14 protein-coding genes are annotated in these 16068 nt (G+C 74.7%); 9 read left to right on the top strand and 5 right to left on the bottom strand.

All coding sequences use genetic code 11. The features are described from left to right. Window positions 1-21 precede the first annotated feature (21 nt). Window positions 22-1059: a zinc-dependent alcohol dehydrogenase family protein gene (locus ACIBQ6_RS31245; RefSeq protein WP_358285330.1), complete on the bottom strand. Its 1038-nt coding sequence runs from the start codon at window positions 1057-1059 to the stop codon at window positions 22-24. A gap of 1 nt (window position 1060) precedes the next feature. Next, window positions 1061-1891 carry a helix-turn-helix transcriptional regulator gene (locus ACIBQ6_RS31240; RefSeq protein WP_397216207.1) on the bottom strand — a complete coding sequence of 277 codons (831 nt, stop codon included), beginning with the start codon at window positions 1889-1891 and terminating at the stop codon, window positions 1061-1063. A gap of 113 nt (window positions 1892-2004) precedes the next feature. On the opposite strand from ACIBQ6_RS31240, the gene ACIBQ6_RS31235 reads away from it, so the two are divergent. The 3 genes from ACIBQ6_RS31235 (at window position 2005) to ACIBQ6_RS31225 (ending at window position 5263) form a co-directional block, all read left to right on the top strand. Further along, complete coding sequence (locus tag ACIBQ6_RS31235) at window positions 2005-2715, top strand: SDR family oxidoreductase (RefSeq protein WP_397216205.1); 711 nt, start codon at window positions 2005-2007, stop codon at window positions 2713-2715. A 35-nt stretch (window positions 2716-2750) separates the two neighbouring features. Continuing rightward, entirely contained in the window at window positions 2751-4148 is a 1398-nt protein-coding gene (locus ACIBQ6_RS31230) for a glutamate--cysteine ligase (protein WP_358285336.1), read from the top strand. A gap of 86 nt (window positions 4149-4234) precedes the next feature. Beyond that, window positions 4235-5263, top strand: a complete 1029-nt coding sequence (locus ACIBQ6_RS31225; RefSeq protein ID WP_397216203.1) for a hypothetical protein — start codon at window positions 4235-4237, stop codon at window positions 5261-5263. Window positions 5264-5276: 13 nt separating this feature from the next. On the opposite strand, the gene ACIBQ6_RS31220 is transcribed toward ACIBQ6_RS31225, so the two are convergent. After that, complete coding sequence (locus ACIBQ6_RS31220; protein WP_358285340.1) at window positions 5277-5996, bottom strand: PaaX family transcriptional regulator C-terminal domain-containing protein; 720 nt, start codon at window positions 5994-5996, stop codon at window positions 5277-5279. Between the two features lie 31 nt (window positions 5997-6027). Between ACIBQ6_RS31220 and ACIBQ6_RS31215 the strand changes: the two genes are divergently transcribed. Then, a complete protein-coding gene (locus ACIBQ6_RS31215; protein WP_358285342.1) occupies window positions 6028-7680 on the top strand; it encodes an acyl-CoA dehydrogenase family protein in 1653 nt (550 codons plus the stop codon). 58 nt (window positions 7681-7738) lie between these two features. Beyond that, window positions 7739-8482 (top strand): crotonase/enoyl-CoA hydratase family protein, encoded by a 744-nt coding sequence (locus ACIBQ6_RS31210; RefSeq protein WP_397216201.1) that lies wholly within the window; start codon window positions 7739-7741, stop codon window positions 8480-8482. Here ACIBQ6_RS31210 and ACIBQ6_RS31205 read toward each other — a convergent pair. Further along, window positions 8479-9453: a YafY family protein gene (locus ACIBQ6_RS31205; protein WP_358285346.1), complete on the bottom strand. Its 975-nt coding sequence runs from the start codon at window positions 9451-9453 to the stop codon at window positions 8479-8481. The genes ACIBQ6_RS31210 and ACIBQ6_RS31205 overlap by 4 nt on opposite strands. A gap of 62 nt (window positions 9454-9515) precedes the next feature. On the opposite strand from ACIBQ6_RS31205, the gene ACIBQ6_RS31200 reads away from it, so the two are divergent. From ACIBQ6_RS31200 to ACIBQ6_RS31190, 3 genes are read left to right on the top strand one after another with little or no spacing between them, the layout of a single operon-like run. Next, window positions 9516-10688 carry an epoxide hydrolase family protein gene (locus tag ACIBQ6_RS31200; RefSeq protein ID WP_397216198.1) on the top strand — a complete coding sequence of 391 codons (1173 nt, stop codon included), beginning with the start codon at window positions 9516-9518 and terminating at the stop codon, window positions 10686-10688. Between the two features lie 5 nt (window positions 10689-10693). Next, window positions 10694-11230 (top strand): DNA glycosylase AlkZ-like family protein, encoded by a 537-nt coding sequence (locus ACIBQ6_RS31195; RefSeq protein ID WP_397216196.1) that lies wholly within the window; start codon window positions 10694-10696, stop codon window positions 11228-11230. After that, window positions 11209-11511: a DNA glycosylase AlkZ-like family protein gene (locus ACIBQ6_RS31190; protein WP_397216194.1), complete on the top strand. Its 303-nt coding sequence runs from the start codon at window positions 11209-11211 to the stop codon at window positions 11509-11511. The genes ACIBQ6_RS31195 and ACIBQ6_RS31190 overlap by 22 nt, the downstream gene beginning before the upstream one ends. A gap of 5 nt (window positions 11512-11516) precedes the next feature. Here ACIBQ6_RS31190 and ACIBQ6_RS31185 read toward each other — a convergent pair whose 3' ends face one another. Next, the gene (locus tag ACIBQ6_RS31185) at window positions 11517-12797 is read right to left on the bottom strand and encodes an FAD-binding oxidoreductase (protein ID WP_397216192.1); all 1281 of its coding nucleotides are present in this window, start codon (window positions 12795-12797) and stop codon (window positions 11517-11519) included. A gap of 55 nt (window positions 12798-12852) precedes the next feature. On the opposite strand from ACIBQ6_RS31185, the gene ACIBQ6_RS31180 reads away from it, so the two are divergent. Further along, on the top strand, window positions 12853-16056 hold the full coding sequence (locus ACIBQ6_RS31180; protein ID WP_397216190.1) for a BTAD domain-containing putative transcriptional regulator: 3204 nt from the start codon (window positions 12853-12855) through the stop codon (window positions 16054-16056). The last annotated feature ends 12 nt before the right edge of the window (window positions 16057-16068 follow it).

Here is a 16068-nt window from a genome sequence, read left to right as displayed (position 1 = left end):
CGCCCGTACGCGCCCCGGCCCTCACGCGCCCGCCCGCGGCAGGATCATCGTCACGCCCGGGACCGAGCCGATCGAGGCCAGCGCCTTGCCGGCGTCGGCCAGGCCGATCGTCCGGGTGACGAGCTGGTCGGGGTGCAGGATCCCGGCCCTGATCAGCTCCAGCATGGGCGGGTAGGCGTGCGCGGCCATGCCGTGGCTGCCCAGCAGCCGCAGCTCGTGGCCGATCACGCGGTCCATCGGCACCGGCGTCGCGCCGCCCGGCAGCAGGCCGACCTGGACGTGCCGCCCCCGCCTGCGCAGGCTCTCGACCGAGGCCGCGCACGTGCGGGGGCTGCCCAGCGCGTCGAGCGAGACGTGCGCGCCGCCCCTGGTCAGCTCCCTGACCTGGGCCGCCGCGTCGCCGGCCGAGCCGTTGACGAAGTGCGTGGCCCCGGCCAGCTCCGCCAGCTCCAGCGCGTCGGTGCTGATGTCCACGGCCACCACCCGCGCCCCGGACGCCGCCGCGATCATCACGGCCGACAGCCCGACCCCGCCGCAGCCGTGCACCGCCACCCACTCTCCCGGGCGCACCTCGCCCACCTGGACGATCGCCCGGAAGGCGGTGGCGAAGCGGCAGCCGAGCCCGGCGGCGGTGGCGTAGGCCATCTCCTCGGGGATCGGGACGAGGTTGACGTCGGCGTGGTCGACGGCGACGTACTCGGCGAAGGAGCCCCAGTGGGTGAAGCCCGGCTGGGTCTGCCGCTCGCACACCTGCTGCTGGCCCGTGGCGCAGGCCGCGCAGGTGCCGCAGGCGCAGATGAACGGCACGGTGACCCGCGCCCCCGGCAGCCAGCCGCGCACGTCGGGGCCCACGGCCTCGATGACGCCCGCCAGCTCGTGGCCGGGCACGTGGGGAAGGACCTTGATGTCGGGGTCGTGCCCCTGCCAGCCGTGCCAGTCGGAGCGGCACAGCCCGGTCGCCTCGACCCGGATCACCGCCCCGCCGGGCGCGGGAGTGGGATCGGGCAGCTCGCGCACGTCGAGCTCCCCGCCGAAGATGTCAAAGGCAACCGCTCGCATCTCATGAGCTTAGAGTGAGTCGCCGCAGGTCGCGCAAGGCCCGGTGGGAGGGCGAGCCGGGTTCGGTGGTGTAGAGCACCAGCCGCAGGTCGTCGCGGTCGGGCACGGGGAGCACCTGGCAGATGGCGTCGATCGTGCCGACGGCCGGATGGGTGACCTGTTTGCGCTGCTCCCTGCGCACCTCCACCTCGTGCCGGGCCCACAGCTCGGCGAACTCGGGGCTGAGCGCCAGCATCTCGGCCACCAGCGCCTGCAGCGCCCGGTCGTCGGGGTAGCGGCCGGCGGCCACGCGCAGGTCGGCGACCGAGGCGCGGGCGAAGCGGCTCTTCTCCTCGTCCGACAGGTGCTCGGCGATGCCGGGTGACCTGAACACCCAGCGGATCACGTTGCGCCCGTCGGGCGGGAGGGAGTCCAGGTCGCCCATGAGCATGCCGGCGAGGGGGTTCCAGGCGCGCAGGTCGTAGCGGGCGTCCAGGACGTAGGCGGGGACGTCCTCCAGGAAGGCGAGCAGGTGCAGGATGCCCGCGGGCACGTCCTGCCTGATCCGGGGCGTCTCCAGCACCTGGCCGGCCAGCCGGAACAGGTGGGCGCGCTCGTCCTGGTCCAGCATGAGCGCCCGGCCGAGCGCGCCGAGCACCTGCCGCGACGGGTGCGGGCCCCGGCCCTGCTCCAGCCGGATGTAGTAGTCGATCGACATCCCGGCGAGCTGGGCCACCTCCTGGCGGCGCAGGCCGGGCGTGCGCCGGCGTCCGCCGCCGGGCAGGCCCACGTCGGACGGGGTGACGCGGGCGCGCCTGCTGCGCAGGAAGCCGGCCAGTTCGTCGCGGTTCATGCCTCCATCCTCCGTCCTGAGGCCAGGTGAGCGGGCGCGCGAAGGTGGTACCGCTGATCCCAGCCTCCGCGGGTCTCTCCCGTCCCCGCCGCGGCCTGGGAGAACGTTGGGCCATGACGACGACTGCCCTGATCACGGGCGCGAACAAGGGGATCGGCCACGAGATCGCGCGGCTGCTTGCGGAGCGGGGGATCACCGCGATCGTGGGGGCCCGCGACGAGGAGCGCGGACGGGCCGCCGCCGGGCGGCTGGGCCTGCCGTACGTGCGGATCGACGTGACCGACGAGGAGAGCGTGGCCGCCGCCGCCAAGTGGATCGAGGCCGAGTACGGCTCGCTGGACATCCTGGTCAACAACGCGGGCGTCGCCGGCGGGCTGGACGGCGGCGTCCCGAGCGCCGTCACCGCGCGGGAGCTGCGGGAGGTCTACGAGACGAACGTGTTCGGCGTGGTCACCGTGACCAACGCCATGCTGCCGCTGCTGCTCGAATCGCCGGCGGGCCGGATCGTGAACATGTCCAGCGAGCTGGGCTCGATCAGCCTGGCGCTCACCCCGGACAGCCCGTTCTGGGACCTCAACTTCGCCGCCTACAACTCCTCCAAGACCGCGCTCAACATGATCACCGTCTGCTACGCCAAGGAGCTGATGGGCACCTCCGTCAAGGTGAACGCCGCCAACCCGGGCTACTGCGCCACCGACCTCAACGCCCACACCGGCTTCCGCACCGCCGAGCAGGGCGCGGCCATCGCCGTACGGCTGGCGACCCTGGACGCCGACGGACCGACCGGCGCCTACCTGGAGGACGACGGACCGATCGGCTGGTGAGGTGTGGACACTTGCGTACTGGACAGAAGGGGGCGATGGGACGAGATCTGGACAAAGAGCGGTTCTCCGAGGCGGAGTACGCGCGCTTCGGAGAACGCATCCGGGAGCAGCTCGGCACTCTTCGCGAGCTGCTCGAAACCCCTGGCTTCGGCCAGGGGCCGGCCACCATCGGGGCCGAGCTGGAGCTGTTCCTCATTGACGAGCAAGGACGGCCGCTGCCGCGCAACGACGAGGTGCGGGACAAGCTCGGCGACCCGCGCGTGGTGCTCGAACTGGGCCGCTTCAACATCGAGGTGAACCTCACCCCGATGCCGCTGGCCGGCGCGCCCTTCGAGCGCATGGGGGCCGAGATCCAGGAGACGGTGACCAAGGTGGACGCCGCCGTCGAGGACGGCGGCGCGCTGCCGATCGGCATTCTCCCCACGCTGGCCGCCGAGGACTTCACCATCGGCGCGATGAGCGACCAGAACCGCTACCGGGCCATGAGCAGGGGCATCAGGCGGCTGCGGCTGGAGCCGTTCCTCGTCAAGATCGAGGACCTGGAGCTGTCGGTGGAGGACGTGATCCTGGAAAGCGCCAACACCTCCTGGCAGGTGCACATCCGCACGCCGCCCGACCGCTTCGCCCGGCTGTTCAACGCCGCCCAGCTCGCCATCGGGCCGGTGCTGGCCGCGTGCGGCAACTCGCCGTTCTTCCTGGGCAGGCAGTTGTGGGCGGAGACGCGGATCGCGCTGATGGAGGAGGCGGCCGACGACCGCGACGTGGAGCGGCGCGGGCGCAGGGACGGGCGGGTCACGTTCGGCTCGGACTGGGTGCGGGAGGGCGCGCACGAGCTGTTCGAGCGGTACGTCCAGGACTACGAGCCGATCGTGCCCGATCTGTCCGACGACGCCGAGCCGCACGAGGTGCCCGAGCTGCGGCTGCACCAGGGCACGATCTGGCAGTGGAACCGGCCCGTCTACGACCCGGCCGACGGCGGTCACCTGCGGGTCGAGATGCGCGCGCTGCCCGCCGGGCCCTCGTGCGCGGACATGACCGCGAACACGGCGTTCCTGCTGGGGCTGACGTTGTCGCAGGCCGAGAGGGACCTGACCGGCTACCGGTTCGCCGAGGCGTACCAGAACTTCTACCGCGCCGCCCAGGACGGGCTGGAGGCCAAGCTGACCTGGCCGGGGCTGGACGGCGAGTTCGAGGCCGCCGACCTGGTGCTCAGGCTGCTGCCCGAGGCGCGGGCCGCGCTGCTGGCGGCCGGGGTGACCCCGCACGACGCCGACACCGCGCTGGACGTCATCGCCCAGCGCACCCGGCTGCGGCGCACCGGCGCCGTCTGGCAGCGCGAGGCGCTGGCGCGCTTCGGCGGCGACCGGGAACGGCTCGTGCGCCGCTACCGCGAGCTGGCCCTGTCGGGCCTGCCGGTGCACCTGTGGGACTGAACTGGGACTGAACGGGGACTGAACGCCAACAAATGCCGCCGCGCGTCCGTCAAACTACTCCGAGAGACGGACGAAGTGAGGCAGATATGGCGGCGACGGGGATGGTACCGGCCGACAAGGCGCCCTACGCGTTAACGCGGGCCACGGGGACGCTGGCCACGGGGGCGGCGAAGCTGGCCGGGGAGATCGGCGCGACCGGGGTCGAGGCCCTGCTGGCCCACGCCAACAGGACCGCCGTCCACAAGGGCGCGACGGCGGCGCTGGGCTCGATGCGGCCCAGGCCGGCGGACTGGTACGCCTTCGACGCCAAGGACCAGGACACGGTCGACTGGTACCCGCAGGGCGTGACCTGCGGCGAGGAGTCCGGCAACATCGGCGTGCCGGTGCTGCTGGTGAGCTGGTACTTCAAGCCGGCGGCGGGCGAGCGGGGGATCAGGGTGTCGTTCCTGAGCCCCCGGACGCTGAAGTACCAGCACGCGCTGCTGGTCGAGGCCAGGCCCGACGGCTCGTACGGGCCGATCGACGTGCACGCGGGCGGCCTGGCCTGCCACGGCGACCTGCTCTACGTCGCCGACACCTACAACGGCCTGCGCGTCTTCGACCTGGGCAACCTGCTCGACCTGCGCACCGCCCAGCCCGACCTGGGCGACCCCGCGCGCATCGGGCGCTCCGGCGGCCGGTTCCACGCCTTCGGCTACCGCTACCTGCTCCCGCAGACCGACTGCTGGAAGCTCGCGCGCGGCGGGCCGCACTTCTCGTTCCTGTCGGTCGACCGCAGCGGCGGCACGCCCGCGCTGGTCGCGGGCGAGTACCGGGAGAACGACCCCGGCGGGTGGGTCGCCCGCTGGAACCTGCCGCTGACCGACGGCACGCCCAAGGACGCCTTCGTCATGGGCCACCCCAAGATCCAGGGCGCGGTCTCGTGGGGCGGCAAGTGGTACCTGAGCCAGGCGGCCGACGCCGCCACCAACGGCAGACTGCTCGTCCACAGCGGCGACAAGCTGCTGACCAGGCCGTACCCGATCGGGCCTGAGGACCTGACGGTGCGCGGCGGCAAGGTGTGGAGCGTCACCGAGTTCAGGAACAAGCGCATCGTCTTCGGCGTCGAACTCTGATTCAGGAGGGGGCTCAGCCCTCCATGTGCGCGCGCAGGACCTCGCGGTAGCGGCGGTCGAAGGCGTCGTAGCGGGCCCGCAGGGCGGCTCCCGGCCAGCCGGCGGGCAGCAGCTCGGCGGGCAGCAGCGGGTCGGCCAGCAGGTGGCGCAGCACGGCGGCCGAGACCAGGAAGCCCTCGGCCAGCCCGTCGGCCCGGTCGAGCGCCCGCTCCAGCCGGCCCGCCTCGGCCGCCCAGCCGTCGAGGTCCCACAGCAGCGGGGTGGGGTCGCCGTGCGGGCGGCCGTCGATCAGGGTGCACTGCGCGGTGACGGTCTCGGGCCACTCGCGCACCAGGTTGGCCGGACGCAGCCAGGTGCCCTCGCGCAGCTCGCCCATGCGCAGCGCGGACATCGTGTGCCGGAACGCGGCCCGGTCGGCCGGGGCGCGCCGCTCGGCGGTGACCACCGCCACCTCCCACGTGCCATCCCACGGCCTGGTGTGCGGGTCGCGGCTCTCGTCCTGCCGGGCCTGGCGCTCGACGAGCCGCTCGGACAGCGTGTAGCGGCCGCCCTGCTGCGTCAGGTCGCCGGCCGCCACCATGCGCGACAGCGCCACCCGGACCGTGCCCTCGGCGATGCCGAACAGCGCGCCGATGCGCACCAGGTGACGGGCGGGCAGCCGGGGCGGGTGGCTGCCGAGCAGCGCGCTCAGCACCGCCGACCGGGCGCTGAGTGAGGTGTTACGGTCTTCCATCGCGTGTTGATTATATGTAACACTCGCGAGTATGGGCCGGTATCTCATCGAACCTTTCGACCACAGCGACCGCTACGCCACCGAGCGCTACCAGGGGGCGGCCGGGCGCAACTGGTGGACCTGCGACCCCACGCTGCGCCTGCTCATGCGGCGCCACCTCGGCGACGGCTTCGCCTGGGCCGAGCCCCACCTCGAACGGCTCGGCGCGCTGATGGGCGGCCTGGTCGCCGAGTGCGCCGAGGAGACCGACCGCAACCCGCCCCGCCTGGAGAAGTACGACAAGTGGGGCAGGGACGTCAGCCGGGTCGTCATGCCGCCGTCCTTCCAGGCCGCGCGCGCGGCGCTCATGGAGGACAACTTCACCTCGCCGTCGTTCGCCGAGGAGGCACGGGCGAACGGGGCGGACCCGTCCGCGCTGGCGGCGGCCTGGACGTACCTGCTCGACCAGGCCGACATCGGGATGGGCTGCGCACTCGGCACCGGCGGGGACATGGTGGTCTCGCTGGCCGAGAAGCACGCGCCGCCGGACGTGCGCGACCGGGTCCGGGAGATCTTCGCCGACGGCTACTACTCCGGCGAGGCCGCCCAGATGTTCACCGAACGCACCGGCGGCTCCGACCTGGCCGCCCTGGAGGCGTGGGCCGAGCCCGACGGGGAGGCGTGGCGGCTGACCGGGTTCAAGTGGTTCGCCTCCAACGCCAACGGCTCGGCGTTCGTGGTGCTCGCCCGCACGCCCGACGGGTCGGTGGCGCCGTTCCTGGCGTTGTGGGAGCGGCGCGACGGCTCGCGCAACGGGGTGCGCATCCGGCGGCTGAAGGACAAGCTGGGCACCCGCTCGGTCGCCTCGGCCGAGGTCGAGTTCACCGACGCCGAGGCGTTCCTGCTGGCCGGCCGGGGCTCCGGCTCCGGGCTCGGCACGATGATGAAGCTCACCAACGCCTCCCGGCTGGGCGTGGCCATGATGGGCGTCGGCGTGGCCAGGCGGGCCCTGGTCGAGTCGGTCTGCTACGCGCGTTCCCGCGAGGCGTTCGGCCGCCCGCTCATCGACCAGCCCCTGATGCGCCGCAAGCTGGCCGAGCTGATCGTCGAGGTCGAGGCCGCCCAGGCGATGGTGTTCGACGGCCTGGTCGGCCCCCGGCTGCGGCTCGGGCCCGCGCTGATCAAGCTGCGCGCCGCCCGGCTCGGCCTGACGGCGGCCAGCGACGCGATCGAGGTGCACGGCGGCAACGGCTACATCGAGCAGTGGCCGGTGGCCAGGCTGCTGCGCGACGCCCAGGTCAACCCGATCTGGGAGGGCGGCGACAACATCCTGTGCCTGGACGTGCGCCGCGCCATGCTCCGCGAGGAGGCCCACGTGCCGTTCCTGGCCCGCCTGCGCGCCCTGGCCACCTCCGACCTGGTGCACGCGCGGATCGACGACCTGTCCAAGGCCGTCGCGGCCTGGCACGGGCTCGACCCGGCGCTCGCCGAGGAACGCCTCTATCCGCTGGCCCAGTTCATGGCCGACGTCTACGCCGCCGCCCTGCTGGAGGACCAGGCCGGATGGGGCCTCGACGACGGGCGCAAGGCCCTGGTCGCCCGCCTGTACGCCGAGGCGCACCTGGCCGAGCGGGGCCCGCTGCGCGGCATCGACGCCCCGGCCGCCGACCACTTCGACGCGTTGCTGGCCGGGGCCCTCGCCTGAGGGTACGCTCGGCAGGTTTCCCCGAGGCGAAGCCGCACGTTCCCCGGAGGAGGGGCGCATGACCGTACGCGTCGAGCGCGAGGGGCCCGTCACCACCGTCGTGATCAGCAGGCCGGAGGCGCGCAACGCGGTGGACAGGAAGACCGCCGACGCGCTCACGGACGCGTTCGCCGGCTTCGAGCGCTCCGACGCGGCCGTGGCGGTGTTGTGGGGCGAGGGCGGCACGTTCTGCGCCGGAGCCGACCTCAAGGCGCTGGACAACCACGTCGGCGAGGACGGCGACGGCCCCATGGGGCCCACCAGGATGCGCCTGTCCAAGCCGGTGATCGCGGCCGTCGCCGGGCACGCGGTGGCCGGCGGGCTGGAGCTCGCCCTCTGGTGCGACCTGCGGGTGGCCGAGGAGGACGCGGTGTTCGGCGTCTTCTGCCGCCGCTGGGGCGTGCCGCTGATCGACGGCGGCACGGTGCGGCTGCCCCGGCTCGTCGGCGCCTCCCGCGCCATGGACATGATCCTCACCGGCCGCGCGGTGAGCGCCCCGGAGGCCCGTGACATGGGCCTGGTCAACCGCCTGGTGCCCACCGGCACGGCCCGGCGGCACGCCGAGGAGCTGGCCGCGCGGATCGCCGCGTTCCCGCAGGCGTGCCTGCGCGGCGACCGCCTGTCGCTGCTGGAGCAGCACGGCCTGCCCGAGGACGAGGCCATGCGCAACGAGCTGCGCCACGGCCTGGTCTCGCTGCCGGACGCCGCGGAGGGCGCCGCCAGATTCGCCGCCGGAGCCGGCCGCCACGGCGACCTCGCCTAGCCGGGTGGCTGGTCGGCGGCGGCGATCGCGCGCTGGTAGCGGCTCGTCAGCGTGCGCAGCGCGGCCACCAGCTCCGGCGAGTCCTCGACCGTGAAGTCCGCGTCGAGCAGGCCCAGGTGGAGGGCGAGCGTCTCCGGGTGGTCCGAGCCCGGCTCGAACACGCACCGGTCCTCGCCCAGCGGCTGCACGTCCACCGGGATCGGCAGCCGGTCGCGCACGTGCGAGGCGGGCGCGTGCACGATGACCCGCGCCCGGTAGCGCCAGGTCGCCTCGCCGGCCCCGCGGGCCACCCGCGCCGTGATCTCGTGGTCGGGCGGCAGCTCGCGGGGCGTGAAACGCGGCCCCGCCGGCGTCCGCGGTTCGATCCGGTCGACCCGGAAGGTGCGCCAGGCGTCCCGGTCGACGTCCCAGGCCACCAGGTACCAGCGCCGCCGGTCGTGCACCAGTCGGTACGGCTCCACCGAGCGCCGGCCGGCCGCCCCGGAATGCGCCCGGTAGTCGAACCGCAGCCGCTCATGGTCGCGGCACGCGCTCGCGATCACGGTCAGCACGTCGGGATCCACCTGCGAGCCGCGCGACGGCATCGGCAGCGCGTACGACTGGAAGGCGCTCACCCGGTGACGCAGCCGCGCGGGCAGCACCTGCTGCAGCTTGGCCAGCGCCCGCATCGAGGTCTCCTCGATCCCGGCGATCGAGCCGCTCGCGGCGGTGCGCAGGCCGATCGCGACCGCCACCGCCTCGTCGTCGTCCAGCAGCAGCGGCGGCAGGGCGCCGTCCGAGCCGAGCCGGTAGCCGCCGGCCACGCCCGGCCGCGCGTCGACCGGGTAGCCGAGCGCGCGCAACCGGCCGACGTCGTTGCGGATCGTGCGGGTGGTGACGCCGAGCCGGGCGGCCAGCTCGGTGCTCGTCCAGTCGCGTCTGGCCTGGAAGAGGGACAGCAGGCGCAGCAGCCGCGCCGAGGTTTCCAGCATTCTTCAATCCTGACGACGATCTAGGAACGATCCTTTCCGCGAATGTTCCTAGTGTTCTCCGCATGAGCGCAAGAGCACTCATGGCCGAGCCGTTCACAAGGAGAAGCGCCGTGCGCGACGACATCCAGCCCTTCCGCGTCGAGATCCCCCAGGCCGACGTCGATCACCTGCACGACCGGCTCGCCCACGCCCGCTGGCCCGGCGAGCTGCCCGGCGTCGGATGGACCCGCGGCGTGCCGCTCGGCCACCTGAAGGAGCTCGCCGAGTACTGGCGTACGCAGTACGACTGGCGCGCCCAGGAGGCCCGGCTCAACCGGTACCCGCAGTTCACCACCGAGATCGACGGCCAGCGCATGCACTTCCTGCACGTCAGGTCCGACCGGCCCGACGCCAGGCCGCTGCTGATCACCCACGGCTACCCGAGCTCCGTCGCCGAGTTCCTGCACCTGATCGAGCCGCTGGTCGCCCCGGACGAGGGCCCGGCCTTCCACGTCGTCGCGCCGTCGCTGCCCGGCTACGCCTTCTCCACGCCGCTGGGCGGGACCGGCTGGTCGATGGGGCGCACCGCACGCGCCTGGGCCGAGCTGATGGGCCGCCTCGGCTACGAGCGGTACGGCGTGCACGGCGGCGACGTCGGCGCGGGCGTGTCCGGCCTGCTCGCCGGCCTCGACGGCGAGCACGTCGTCGGCGTGCACGTGGTGACCGATCCGTTCACCGCCGCGAACGTCGCCACCTTCATGCCGGGGATCGCCGACCGGCTCGACGCCGACGACCCGGTCGACAAGCTGATCCTGAGCCGGATGGACGCCTTCCAGCAGGAGGGCTCCGGCTACCTGGCGATCCAGAACAGCCGGCCGCAGACCATCGGCTACGGCCTGGCCGACTCGCCGCTGCTGCAGCTCGCCTGGATCGCCGAGAAGGTCCACGAATGGACCGACCTGCCGGTCGACCGCGACCAGCTGCTCACCACGGTCAGCCTGTACTGGTTCACCGGCTCCGGCGCCTCCGCCGCGCACACCCTGTACGAGCAGGCCCACTCCGCCGACTGGGGCGCGCCGCCCGCCGTGCCGCAGGGGTTCGCGGTCTTCGGCGCCGACGAGACCGTGCGCCGGCTGGTGCCCGCGCCGGCCGGCGCGCACTGGAGCGAGTTCGAGCGCGGCAGGCACTTCCCCGCGATGGAGGCCCCCGCCCTGCTGGCGGCCGACCTGCGGGCCTTCTTCGGGCCGCTGCGGTGAGCGACGTGCTGAGCCGGCGTCGCCTCAACCGGGCCACGCTGGCCCGCCAGTACCTGCTGGAACGCGCGCCGGGCCGGGCGATCGACGCGATCGAGCACCTGGGCGGCATGCAGTCCCAGGCGCCGCTGGCCCCGTACGTGGGGTTGTGGACCCGGCTGCGGGGCTTCGCGCCGGATGAGCTGTCGGCGCTGACCGGGCAGCGCCAGGTGGTGCGGCTGCACCTGATGCGTGCGCTGCTCGACCAGGCCGGGCGGCTGCTGGCGGAGCGGCCGCCCACCCGCGGCGAGCTCGGCAGGCTGCTCGTGCGGAGCCGGCCGGGCGCCGATCCGAGCGCGCTGGCCTACGCGGTCACGCATCACCTCGCGCTGTGCCAGGTGCCGCCGCGGGGCGTCTGGGGCGGCACCGGCCCCGCCGCGTGGGCGCCGGTGGAGAGCTGGCTGGGCGCGCCGCTGCGCCCGGTGCCGGCGGACGCGCTGGTGCTGCGCCATCTCGGCGCGTTCGGCCCGGCGAGCGTCGCGACGTGCAGCTGTGGTCCGGGCTGACCCACCTGCGCGAGGTGCTGCTGTCACACAAGGACCGGACCCGGGTGATCCCCGGCAACCGCCCCGTCCCGCTCCCTCCGGGCAACGGCGCGACCACCGGCACCTTTCTGATCGACGGCATGTGGCAGGGCACCTGGCGGATCCGGGACCGGACGCTGCGCATCCGGCCGTTCACCCCGTTGCGCCGCACGGATCGCGACGCCCTGCTGACCGAGGCCGCCGGGTTGTGCGCCTTCCTCGACCCCCGGGCGACGTGCGACCTGGTCCTCGAAGAGCCGTAGGCCGGTCAGCCCAGCACCGGGAAGTTGGACCTGATGACGCTCAGCGGGTCGCGGGCGCGCTTGAGGTCGCGCAGCCGGGCCAGCGTCTCGGGCGAGAACGCCGCCGCCGCCTGCTCCCCGCCGTGCAGCATCGTGAACGGACGCCGCCCGGTGCTGAACGGCACCAGCGACTTGCCGAGCCGCTCCATCCGCTCCGCCACCTCCGGCGACGGCAGGCCCAGCGCGTGCACGAGGTACGGCTCCGCCAGCCGCTCCACCGCGCCCCCGCCCTCGACCGGCCTGGCCACGGCCCCGCCCAGGTGCCGGACCTGCACCGCCAGCAGCGGCTCGATCGGCTCGCCGGCCAGCACGCCGGCGACCTCGTCGTCCAGCCTGGTCAGCAGCTCGGTGTGGCCCACGCCCGGGCTCGGGTCGACCGGCTCGTCGCAGATCGAGGCCAGCTCGGCCACCGGCAGCCGCCGCCTGGTGTCGGCGATCGCCCCGCCCACCGCTTCGAACGGCCGCAGCAGCGCCCCGGGGTCGGCCCCGAGGTAGGTGCAGTCGGCCATGACGAAGCCGGGGGCGCCGGGCGGCGTCAGGAGCTGGAACCACACCGACAGCTCCTCCGGCGCGCCGGCGGTGACCTCGCGGAAGGCCGCCATGACCTGCTCGGCGCGGTCGGCCGGCCAGATGATCCGGCCGCCGTACAGCATGGGCGCGGGGTGCAGGTCGAACTCCAGCGCCGTCACGATCGCGAAGTCGCCGCCGCCGCCGCGCAGGGCCCAGAACAGCTCGGGGTCGTGCTCGGCGGTCACCCGGACCCGGCCGCCGTCGGCGTCCACGGCCTCGACGGCGCGCACGCTGTCGGCGGCGAAGCCGTACTTGCGGCTGAACCAGCTCAGGCCGCCGCCCAGGGTGTAACCGGTCACGCTCACCACCGGCGAGCTGCCCGCCAGGCCGGTCAGCCCGAGCGGGCTCGCGGCCGCCAGCACCTCGCCCCACTTCACGCCCGCGCCGACGCGCGCCACGCCGTCGCGGATCTCCACCCCGCCCAGCCGGCCGGTGCGCAGCAGGATCGTCCCCTCGGTGTCGCCCGACGCGCCGTGGCCGCTCGGCTGCGCGGTGACCGCCAGGCCGTGCAGGCGGGCGTAGCCGATCACGGCGGCCACGTCGTCGGCGTCGGCCGCCTCGACCACCGCGCGCACCGGCTGGTCCACCGCCAGGTTCCAGGGCCGTCGCGCCTGGTCGAAGCCGTCGTCGCCGGGGAGCAGCACCGGGCCGGCCGTCATGTTCCTCAGGTCGTTCATGTGATCGATGATGCGTCGTCCCACTTGCGTGGGAATTGGGGTTGACTTGAGGTCTGTGGAGTTCAGACTTTTCGGGCCGCTTGAGGTGGACGACGCCGACGGCGTCCGGCTCGACCTCGGCACCCGCAAGCAGCGCGCGGTGCTGGCCATGCTGGCGCTGGAACCGGGCCGCATCGTGCCGCTCGACCGGCTGATCGACGAGCTGTGGGCGGGGGAGGCCCCGGCCAGGGCCACCGCCACGCTCCAGGCGTACGTGTCGCACCTGCGGCGGGTGCTCGAACCCGGACGCAGGCCGCGCACGCCGCCCCGGGTGCTGCTCACCCGCGAGCCCGGCTACCTGCTGGACATCGCGCCCGGCCAGACGGACGTCGCCCGCTTCGCCTCCTGGACGGCCGACGGCGCCCGGCTGGTGCGGCGGGGACGGCACGGCGAGGCGGCGCGGGTGCTCGACCGGGCGCTCGGCCTGTGGCGCGGCGAGCCGCTGGCGGAGTTCCCCGGGCTCGCGCCCGAGGTGCCGGCCCGGCTGGAGCAGCTGCGGCTGGCGGCCGAGGAGGACCGGCTGGAGGCGCGGCTGGAGCTGGGCGAGGCCACCGTGCCCGACCTGGAGGCGCTGGCCGAGGCGTACCCGTACCGGGAGCGGGCGTGGCGGCTGCTGGTGCTCGGGCTCTACCGGGCGGGCCGGCAGGCCGACGCGCTGGCCGCCCTGCGCCGGGTGCGCGGCCTGCTGGCCGGACGGCTGGGCATCGAGCCGGGCCCGGAGCTCAGACGCCTGGAACAGGCCGTCTTCGACCAGTCCCCGGCCCTGGACGCCCCCGGCGTGACGACCGCCCGCCCGGCGGCGGACCGGCGACCGGACAAGGACGCGGCGGCCGCCCCGGAGCCCGTGCCGATGGCGGGCCGGGGCACGGGCGAGCGGCTGGTGGGACGGGAGGCGGAGCTGCAGACCCTGGAGGAGCTGCTGGGCGCGGCGCGGGCCGGGCGCGGCGGGCTGGCGCTGGTCACCGGCGAGCCGGGCATCGGCAAGACCAGCCTGGCCAGGGCCGCCGCCGACCTGGCCGCCGCCCGCGGATTCCGGGTGGAGTGGGGCAGGTGCCTGGACGACGCCAGGGCCCCGGCGTTCTGGCCGTGGACGCGCGCGGGCATGATCCCGCCGTCGCCGCACGCCGAGCTGTTCGACCTCTACGACGCCGTGCTCGACTCGCTGCGCGGCGGCCCGCTGCTGCTGGTGCTGGAGGACCTGCACTGGGCCGACGCCTCCTCGCTGAAGCTGCTCGGCCACGTCGCCGGCGAGCTGGCGGGCACGTCCGCCCTGGTGCTGGCCACGCTCAGGCCCGAGCCGGACGGCCACCCGGCCCAGCTCCGCGAGACCCTGGCCGCCCTGTCCAGGGAGGGCCGCAGGCTGCCGCTCGCGCCGTTCGACGCCGACGGGGTGCGCGACTTCCTGCGCCTGCGCGAGGTGAGCGCCGACCCGGAAGAGCTGCTCGACCGCTCCGGCGGCAACCCGTTCTACCTCACCGAGCTGCTGCGGCTGCCCGAACGCGAACGCCATCTCGTCCCGCCCGGCGCACGCGACGTGATCGACCGCAGGCTCGTCAGGCTGCCCGGGACGACGCTGGACCTGCTCAGGGCCGCCGCCGTCGCGGGCCGCGAGGTCGAGGTGGACCTGCTGGCCGCGCTCGTGGAGCAGCCGGTCGAGGACGTCATGACCGGCCTGGAACCGGCCCTGGCCGCCGGGCTGCTGACCGAGGCCGCCGATTACCGCTTCTCGCACGCCCTCGTCCGCCAGGCCCTCGACGCCGGCCTGACCACGCTCGCCCGCGCCCGGCTGCACCTGCGCGCCGGCCTGCACCTGGAGAGCGTGCCCGGCGCCGACCCGGCGCTGCTGGCCGGCCACTTCGCCGCGGCGGCCAGGCTGGGCGGCGCGCCCAAGGCCGTCACGCACGCCTGCGAGGCCGCAGCCCAGGCCGCCGCCCGGCACGGCTACCAGGAGGCCGTCGAGCTGTGGGAGCTGGCGCTCGCCCACCTCCCGCCCGGCGACTCGCCGCGGCGCTGCCGGCTGCTCACCGAGCTGGGCCGGGCCCGCCGCAGCCTGGGCGACGCCGCCGGCGCCCACCGCGACCTGGACGAGGCCGTCGCCCAGGCCCAGCGGCTCGGCGACAGGGACGCGCTGGTGGCCGCCGTCTCGGTGTTCGGCGGGCTGTCGGTGTGGAACTGGCGGCCGTACGGCGTCGTGGACGAGACGATGGTCGTGGTGCTGGAGGACCTGCTCGCCGGCGGCCAGGACCCGGCGTCCAGGGCGGCGCTGCTCGGCACGCTCGGCATCGAGCTGCACTACGGCCCGCGCCGCGCGGAGGGCGAACGGCTGGCGCTGGAGGCCGTCGAGCTGGCCCGCGGCCTGGACGACCCGATGCTGCTGGCCAAGGCGCTGAACAACTACCTGATCGCCGGGTTCGTCCCGGGCCGCAACGACACGCGGCGCAGGGCGGCCGAGGAGATGCTGGCCGTGCCCGGCCTGCCCAGGGAGGCCCGGCTGGTCGGGCGCGTCCTGCGCATGTCGTGCCTGCTGCGCGCGGGCGACCTGGCCGAGTGGGCCAGGGACCTGGACCGCTGCGAGCAGCTCCTGCACGAGGTCGCCCGGCCCGAGCTGGAGGCCATGGTCCGCGTCTCCCAGACCGCCGCGCACACCCTGCACGCCCGCTGGGACGAGGCCGAGGCCCTGCTCGCCCGCTTCCCGGGGCTCGCGTTCGGCGGCAGCCTGTGGGGGATCGAGGCGCGCCGCCTGGGCACCCTCTACACCTGCAGGCGCGGCCGGGGCCGGGGCGCGGAGCTGCTGGAGGAGCTGGTGGCGGCGGGGGAGCGGCCGCTGATGAGCCCGGTGCGGCCGCTGGCCGTGCTCGCGGCGCTGGAGGCCGGGCGGCCGGAGCTGGCCCGGGAGCTGATCGGCCGGTGGGGGGTGGAGCTGCGCGAGGACTGGGCCGCGGACTTCCTGCACCCCGTCTGGGGGCTGGTGGCCGCCCGCCTCGGCACGCCCGACCCCGCCGAGCTGTACGAACGGCTGCTGCCCATCGCCGGCCAGCTCATCGTCATGGGCATGGGCAGCGCCGCCTGGGGCTCGGTGCACGACGTGCTGGCCGAGCTGGCCCGGCGGCTCGGCCGCGGACGGGAGGCGCGCGAGCACAACGAGGCCGCCGTCGAGCTGCACCGGCGGCTCGGGCTGACCTACTGGGAGGCACGCAGCCGGGGGTGGCGTCCCGGCTGACTGTCGGACCCG

It is taken from the genome of Nonomuraea sp. NPDC049655 (assembly GCF_044465465.1).
Taxonomy (GTDB): domain Bacteria; phylum Actinomycetota; class Actinomycetes; order Streptosporangiales; family Streptosporangiaceae; genus Nonomuraea.
This window is presented reverse-complemented; position numbering and strand designations above follow the sequence as displayed.

Excerpts from the sequence above, each read along its gene's own strand:
- ACIBQ6_RS31245 (WP_358285330.1), bottom strand. The coding sequence starts at position 1,059 with ATGCGAGCGGTTGCCTTTGACATCTTCGGCGGGGAGCTCGACGTGCGC.
- ACIBQ6_RS31240 (WP_397216207.1), bottom strand. The coding sequence starts at position 1,891 with ATGAACCGCGACGAACTGGCCGGCTTCCTGCGCAGCAGGCGCGCCCGC.
- ACIBQ6_RS31235 (WP_397216205.1), top strand. The coding sequence starts at position 2,005 with ATGACGACGACTGCCCTGATCACGGGCGCGAACAAGGGGATCGGCCAC.
- ACIBQ6_RS31230 (WP_358285336.1), top strand. The coding sequence starts at position 2,751 with ATGGGACGAGATCTGGACAAAGAGCGGTTCTCCGAGGCGGAGTACGCG.
- ACIBQ6_RS31225 (WP_397216203.1), top strand. The coding sequence starts at position 4,235 with ATGGCGGCGACGGGGATGGTACCGGCCGACAAGGCGCCCTACGCGTTA.
- ACIBQ6_RS31220 (WP_358285340.1), bottom strand. The coding sequence starts at position 5,996 with ATGGAAGACCGTAACACCTCACTCAGCGCCCGGTCGGCGGTGCTGAGC.
- ACIBQ6_RS31215 (WP_358285342.1), top strand. The coding sequence starts at position 6,028 with ATGGGCCGGTATCTCATCGAACCTTTCGACCACAGCGACCGCTACGCC.
- ACIBQ6_RS31210 (WP_397216201.1), top strand. The coding sequence starts at position 7,739 with ATGACCGTACGCGTCGAGCGCGAGGGGCCCGTCACCACCGTCGTGATC.
- ACIBQ6_RS31205 (WP_358285346.1), bottom strand. The coding sequence starts at position 9,453 with ATGCTGGAAACCTCGGCGCGGCTGCTGCGCCTGCTGTCCCTCTTCCAG.
- ACIBQ6_RS31200 (WP_397216198.1), top strand. The coding sequence starts at position 9,516 with ATGAGCGCAAGAGCACTCATGGCCGAGCCGTTCACAAGGAGAAGCGCC.
- ACIBQ6_RS31185 (WP_397216192.1), bottom strand. The coding sequence starts at position 12,797 with ATGAACGACCTGAGGAACATGACGGCCGGCCCGGTGCTGCTCCCCGGC.